This is a genomic window from Agromyces sp. P1_H4, from assembly GCF_056405255.1.
In genome coordinates, this window is sequence record NZ_JBFUCL010000224.1 from 1 (window position 1) to 6,231 (window position 6,231).

Annotated in this window: 8 protein-coding genes; 6 read left to right on the top strand and 2 right to left on the bottom strand. The window is 71.1% G+C overall.

Annotation, left to right across the window (positions count from 1 at the left end; translation table 11 throughout):
* The 3 genes from AC1DY2_RS13370 to AC1DY2_RS13380 form a co-directional block, all read left to right on the top strand.
* A partial coding sequence (locus AC1DY2_RS13370) for a carboxylesterase family protein (RefSeq protein ID WP_476762876.1) occupies window positions 1-637 on the top strand: 637 nt, incomplete at its 5' end.
* Between the two features lie 83 nt (window positions 638-720).
* Window positions 721-1,539 carry a CPBP family intramembrane glutamic endopeptidase gene (locus tag AC1DY2_RS13375; protein WP_476762877.1) on the top strand — a complete coding sequence of 273 codons (819 nt, stop codon included), beginning with the start codon at window positions 721-723 and terminating at the stop codon, window positions 1,537-1,539.
* 51 nt (window positions 1,540-1,590) lie between these two features.
* On the top strand, window positions 1,591-2,061 hold the full coding sequence (locus tag AC1DY2_RS13380) for a GNAT family N-acetyltransferase (RefSeq protein ID WP_476762878.1): 471 nt from the start codon (window positions 1,591-1,593) through the stop codon (window positions 2,059-2,061).
* Between the two features lie 27 nt (window positions 2,062-2,088).
* Here the strand turns inward: AC1DY2_RS13380 and AC1DY2_RS13385 are convergent, their stop codons facing one another.
* Window positions 2,089-2,823, bottom strand: coding sequence for a DUF2306 domain-containing protein (locus AC1DY2_RS13385; RefSeq protein ID WP_476762879.1), 735 nt, complete (start codon window positions 2,821-2,823; stop codon window positions 2,089-2,091).
* 98 nt (window positions 2,824-2,921) lie between these two features.
* Here AC1DY2_RS13385 and AC1DY2_RS13390 point away from each other — a divergent pair, with 98 nt between their 5' ends.
* Window positions 2,922-3,791 (top strand): hypothetical protein, encoded by an 870-nt coding sequence (locus AC1DY2_RS13390; protein WP_476762880.1) that lies wholly within the window; start codon window positions 2,922-2,924, stop codon window positions 3,789-3,791.
* 12 nt (window positions 3,792-3,803) lie between these two features.
* Here the strand turns inward: AC1DY2_RS13390 and AC1DY2_RS13395 are convergent, their stop codons facing one another.
* A complete protein-coding gene (locus AC1DY2_RS13395; protein WP_476762881.1) occupies window positions 3,804-4,838 on the bottom strand; it encodes a GlxA family transcriptional regulator in 1,035 nt (344 codons plus the stop codon).
* Window positions 4,839-4,900: 62 nt separating this feature from the next.
* Here AC1DY2_RS13395 and AC1DY2_RS13400 point away from each other — a divergent pair, with 62 nt between their 5' ends.
* Both AC1DY2_RS13400 and AC1DY2_RS13405 read left to right on the top strand, forming a co-directional pair.
* Window positions 4,901-5,479: a TetR/AcrR family transcriptional regulator gene (locus tag AC1DY2_RS13400; RefSeq protein ID WP_476762882.1), complete on the top strand. Its 579-nt coding sequence runs from the start codon at window positions 4,901-4,903 to the stop codon at window positions 5,477-5,479.
* 120 nt (window positions 5,480-5,599) lie between these two features.
* The coding region (locus AC1DY2_RS13405) for an alpha/beta fold hydrolase (RefSeq protein ID WP_476762883.1) at window positions 5,600-6,231 on the top strand (632 nt) is incomplete at its 3' end.

Here is a 6,231-nt window from a genome sequence, read left to right on the forward strand (position 1 = left end):
GCCCGAGCGGCCGTTCGTCGCGTTCCGGGACGGCCGGGCGCACCGGGTGCCGCTCATCATCGGCACGAACGACCGTGAGGGATCCGTCTTCCGCGGACGCGTCGACATCCTGCCGCGCTCGCCGAAGCGCATCGACGAGGTGTTCGCCCGTGCACCGGGCGCGGCACGGCGCGCCATGCGCGCCGCCTACCCCGAGCTCCCCGCCCGACGGCCGGCTGCCGACTTCGGCGGCGACTACGGCTTCTGGTTCCCGAGCACCCGCATCGCCGACGCCTGCTCGCGTCACGCACCGGTCTGGTCGTACCGGTTCGACTTCGCGCCACGCCTGCTCACGCTGGTCGGGCTCGACGCGACGCACGGGGTCGAGATGTTCGCGCTGTTCGACCGCACCGATGTCCCGCTCGCGAGAGTCATGACGTCGCTCGGCGGCAATGAGGAGTATGCCGCGGCGGGCGAACGGATGCGGCAGCACTGGCTGCACTTCGCCGAGACCGGTGCTCCCGGGCCGGGGTGGCCGCCCTACGAGGAGCGCGCGCGATCGACCCTCGTGATCGATGCATCCGACCGCGTCGAGTCCGACCCGCGCAGCGAGCGCCGACGCGCGTGGACCGCGTTCGCGCCGTCGCTGGCCGGCTGAGCGGGTGGGCGAGGCGCCACCTGGCATCTGCCAGACTCGGTGAAGCGTCGCGTGCAGGACGCTGACGACACGAGGGGGAGCACATGACGACCGAGCCCACGGCGGCCGCCACGATTCCGGGCGGCCGCATCCGCCCGCTGACCGACAAGGACCGCTTCGGGCGGCTCATCGAGCGCCGCGATGGCCGGGACTTCCCCTTCTACAACGGCGAGCCCGTCGAGCTCTCGGTGGGCAAGTGGATCATCGTGTGGCTGTCGGTGGCCGTCGGATTCCTCGCGCTCATCTTCATCCCCCAGCCGAACAACGTCGTGGCGATCCTGCCGCGGGCGCTGTTCGTCATCATCCCGCTCGCCGTGCTCGCACTCGTGGCGGGCCGGCACTGGACCGCGATCTTCCGTCGGGTCCGGCTCGTCGACGTCGGCAACATGTTCTTCTTCGCCGCCCTCAACATCGTGCTCACGTTCCTCATCGGCGCGCTCGTGGCGCTCGTGTTCCCGGTCGCGCCGAACACCGTCATCACGAATGCCGGTTCGGCCGGGGTCGCCGAGACGGTCGCCCTCTACGTGGGCAGCGGCATCCAGCTCATCGGCGAGGAGATCTTCGTCGTCCTGCCGTTCCTCGCACTGACGTACTTCCTCTTCGCCAAGGCGGGCGTCTCGCGCAAGACGGCGGTCATCCTCGCGTGGATCATCTCTGCGCTGTGGTTCGGCGCCGCCCACCTCCCCACCTACGACTGGAACTGGGCGCAGGCCTTCCTCATCATCGGCTCGGCACGCATCGCCCTGACGCTCGCGTTCATCCGCACGAAGAACCTCTGGGTGTCGGCGGGCGCGCACATCATCAACGACTGGGTGTTCATCACCCTCTCGGTCATCACCGCCGCCGCCGTCGCGGCGAGCTGATCGAGCTCGCGACGAAACCAACGCGAAACGGGCGCCTGCGAGACTCGTGAGGTGACCAGCACCATCGACATCCAGCCCGGCGACCTCACCGACGAGCGCGTCATCCGCCTGCTCACCGACCACCTCGACGACATGTTCGCGACCTCGCCGGCCGAGAGCGTGCATGCCCTCGACGTGTCGGCGCTCGCGGCATCCGGAGTCACCTTCTGGACCATCGCCGACGGCGACGACGTGCTCGGCTGCGTCGCGCTGAAGGAGCTCGACTCCGGGCACGGCGAGCTCAAGTCGATGCGAACGGATGCCGCGGCGCGCGGCCGAGGGCTCGGGGCGCGCCTGCTCGAGCACGTGCTCGCGGAGTCACGACGACGCGGATACCGCCGGGTGAGCCTCGAGACGGGGTCGCAGGACTTCTTCGCGCCCGCCCGCTCGCTGTACGCCAAGTACGGCTTCAGCGAGACCGGACCGTTCGGCGACTACGCGCTCGACCCGCACAGCGTCTTCATGACGCTCGAGCTCGCGTAGCCCGGCTCGCGCCCACGCCGCCTGCCGTCACGCGGTCGCCAGGCGATACGACGGCAGGCCACGACGCCGGATCAGCCATTCGGCGAGGAGCAGGTTCGGCAGCCACGCGAGGAAGGCCATCGCGACGTAGGCGTTCGCGAACGCCGTCCCGAAGTCGAACCCGCCGGCCGAGAACGGCACCTGCACGAGGATGAGCGCGAAGAGTCCGAGGCGCAGGGTGACCGCCGCGTAGGTGAGGGCGAAGTTGCGGATCATCCACGCCTGGTGGCTCGCGACATCGCCTCGCCGGATCGAGCGGTAGGCGCGCCACCCGGTGACCAGCCACAGCACGCCGAGTGCGCCGAATCCGAACAGGCCCGTCAGGCCGGCCTGGCTGATCGGGGCGATCGCGAGGCCGCCCAGGGCCGCGATGCCGACGGCGGTGAGGTAGACCCGGYCCATCGAGCGGTGCACGAGCGGATGCCGCGTGCGCAGCCCGCGCCAGAACTGGAACGGGCCGACGACGAGGGCGATGCCGCCCGCCACGATGTGGGCGTAGAACGCAACGAGCACGAACCACGGCCGTCCCGCGTACGCCTCGGCGAGGCCGCCCGAATCGGACTGCGACAGCGTCTCGAGCGACGCGGTGAGGTAGGGCGTGACGGCGAAGGCCGCGATGCCGAGCGACGTCAGCACGACCGCGAGCCATCCGGCCCTCGAGCGCCTGGTGATCGTGCGCGTGGCCGTCGACGGCGGCTGCTGGCTGGTGGGTGTCGTGGTCATGGCCGCACGCTACGACGGCCGTCCAACCGCCGACATCGGGTGAACCCCCGTGCTCGAGGGGGGTCAGCTCTATGCTGAGCCACGACCGAGGGAGTTCGATGACCGATCTGCGACCCATGCCGAACACCGACGCATCGCCACGCGACGGGCGCACCCTGCGAGGGGCCCGCCGCATCACGATCATCGGCGTCATCGTCTCGGTTTCGCTCGCGGCAGTCATCGCCATCATCTCGGTGATCACAGGCGACCTCTCGCAGCAAGGCCCCGTCATCCTCACGACGCTGCTCGTGACCGGCTTCGGCCTCACGATGCTCTGCCACCTCGCCGTGGCGGGCCGCCCGGTGCGGGCCGTGAGCTTCGTGGGGATCGGCGCGAGCACCGTCGCCCTCATCGTCGGACTCACGCTCACCTGGGCATGGTCGTGGAGCGTCTACGACAGCGGCGTCGACCTGTGGCGCTGGTTCGGCGTCAGCGTCATCCTCGCGGTGAGCCTCGCGCAGGCGAACCTGCTCCTGCTCCTGGCCGGGCGCCGCCATCCGGTGGTCAGGATCGCGCTCGCCGTCACGCTCTGCGCCATCGCGGTGCTGGCGCTGATCGGCATCCTCCCGATCGTCAGCGACGGCGAGATCCCTGCGCCGGGCACCGAGGACTCCTACTTCAGGACCGCGATCGTGGTCGCCATCGTCGACGCGCTGGGCACCGTCGTGCTACCGGTCGCGGCGCTGTTCCTGCGCGATCCGGCGGCAGGCGCGACCGTGTCCGATGCCTCGGCCGCTCCGGAAGTCGCGGCGGCTCCGGATGCCTCGGCTGCTGCCGATGTCGCGGCCGCTCCGCATGTCGCGGCGGATGACGCGCTCGAGCAGCGCATCGAGCGCCTCGAGGCCTCGACGGGTCTCGGGCGCGACGCACTGCTGACGGCCGCGCTCGACACGCTGGAAGCCTCGCGTCCAGCGACGGATCCGAGCTGAGGCGGAGACCGCTCAGCCCGTCGGGCGAAGCGCCCGCACCGGGGCATCCGTCGTCACCGGCTCGTGTGTCGTGGTGCGGAACCGGCGCTGGTACTGCGACGGCGAGATGCCGAGCCTCGCGATGAACGCGCGGCGCAGGGCCTCGGCGCTCGGGAAGCCGGCGTCGAGCGCGGACTGGGCCACGGAGCATCCGCTCTCGAGCCGCGACCGGGCGAGGTCGAACCGCAGCCCGGCGACGTACTCGGCGGGGGAGGCGCCGAGCTCCTCGCGGAACAGGCGGCTGAGGTGCCGCACGCTCACGTTCGCGTGCCGGGCGAGTGCGGCGACGGTGTGGCTGCGCGCCGGGTCGGCGTCGATGAGGTCCGTGACCTGGCGCACGATGCTGTGGTGCGGCGCGCGCGCCCGCAGCGACGCCGAGAACTGCGACTGGCCGCCCGACCGCTGCAGGTAGACCAGCAGCAGCTGTGCGACCTCGCGGGCGACGTCGCTGCCGTGATCGTCCTCGACCATCGCGAGCGCCAGGTCGATGCCGGCGGCGACTCCCGCCGAGGTGGCGACGTCGCCGTCGCGCACGAAGATCGCGTCGGGCTGCACGTCGATGCGCGGATGCCGCCGGGCGAGGTCGTCGGCGAACTTCCAGTGCGTGGTGGCGCGGCGCCCGTCGAGCACGCCGAGCGCGGCGAGCACGAACGCCCCGCTGCAGATGGAGACGAGGCGCCGGCTGCGCGAGGCGAGGTCGGCCGCGGCCGAGAGCAGCGGATCGCGCACGAAGACCGAGGGCGACTGCTCGCTGCCCGGCACGACGAGGGTGTCGAGGTCGCCCGCGTCGCGCGCCGAGGCGTGCACCGAGACGCGGCCGCCGAGCGAGGTGGTGACGTCGTCACCCGTCGGCGACAGGAGGAGGATCTCGTAGCCGTCGACGGCCTGGTTCGCCTCGACGAAGACCTCGGCCGGCCCCACGTAGTCGAGCGCCTTCACCCCGTCGAAGAGGAGGAAGCCGATGCGGCGCCTGCGGCCGGCGGGGAGGATCGACACTGCGGAGCTCATGTCTCCCATCATTCTGGATTCTCCACTCCAATACCAGTCGACACGGCTTGTAAGCTGGTGGGATGGCCAGGCCACGAAGCTTCGACGACGACGCACTGCGCGCCGCGGCGCTGCAGGCGTTCTGGTCGCACGGCTACGAACGCACCGCGATCGGCGACATCGCCGAGGCGAGCGGCGTGGGCAACGGCAGCATCTACGGCGCCTACGGCAGCAAGCTCGGCCTCTTCCTCGTCGTCTTCGAGGCCTACTGCCGGTCGCGCATCGAGCTCGTGCGCACCGCCATGGCAACCGACGGCTCGGCGGCCGACGCCGTGCGAGCGCTGTTCGACGCGATCATCGCCGACTGCGCCAGCCAGCCCGGTCGACGTGGATGCCTCATGCTCAACAGCCTCGCCGAGTTCGRCGGACGCGAACCCCGCGTGCTCGAACTCTGCCAGCAGGCGACCACGGGCATGCAGGCCGCGATCGAGGAGCGCCTCGCCGCCGAGCGGGTCGCCGCCGACCGGGCGGAGCTCGGGCTGCTCGCCGCGCAGATCCTGCTCGTGACCCAGGGGCTCATCCAGGCGAGTCGCCTGCAGACCCCTGCGCCCGAGCTGCGCGCGGTCGCCAGGGAGTACGAGGCGCTGCTGCCAGTGGCGTGACGGCGTGAGCTGAACCTGTCCCGAATCGAGGGACGGGCGGCCGCTGCGGCGGGGCATCCTTCGCCCGATGCGCGCAGAGTGGAGAAGACCCATGTCCATCACCACGAACCGGGAGCGCGCATGCCCTTCTTCACCACGTCCGACGGCACCGACATCCACTATTCCGACTGGGGAACCGGCCAGCCCGTCATCCTCAGCCACGGGTGGCCGCTGAGCTCCGACGCCTGGGCGGTCGAGCAGAAGCTGCTCGCCGACCACGGCTACCGCGCCATCGCCCACGACCGCCGGGGCCACGGCCGCTCGTCGCGTCCGTGGCAGGGCAACGACATGGACACCTACGCCCGCGACCTCGCCGAACTCGTCGAGGCGCTCGACCTGCACGACCTCGTGGTCATCGGGCACTCGACGGGCGGCGGCGAGGTCGTGCGCTACGCCGCGCAGCACGGTGCCGGCCGGGTCGCCAAGGTCATCACCGCGGGCGCGGTGCCGCCCGTGATGGTGAAGTCCGACACGAACCCCGAGGGCACGCCCATCGAGGCGTTCGACGACATCCGCGCCAACGTGCTGAAGGACCGCTCGCAGTTCTTCCAGGACCTCTCGCTGCCGTTCTTCGGCTTCAACCGCGAGGGCGCCGCAGTCTCGCAGGGCGCCCGTGACGACTTCTGGCGCCAGGGCATGAACGCCGGCCTCACCGCCGCCTACGACTGCATCAAGGCCTTCTCCGAGACCGACTTCACCGAGGACCTCAAGGC

What these genes read in the sequence shown, in the direction of transcription:
- AC1DY2_RS13390 (WP_476762880.1), top strand. Translation starts at nt 2,922, where the DNA reads ATGACCGATCTGCGACCCATGCCGAACACCGACGCATCGCCACGCGAC.
- AC1DY2_RS13375 (WP_476762877.1), top strand. Translation starts at nt 721, where the DNA reads ATGACGACCGAGCCCACGGCGGCCGCCACGATTCCGGGCGGCCGCATC.
- AC1DY2_RS13395 (WP_476762881.1), bottom strand. Translation starts at nt 4,838, where the DNA reads ATGAGCTCCGCAGTGTCGATCCTCCCCGCCGGCCGCAGGCGCCGCATC.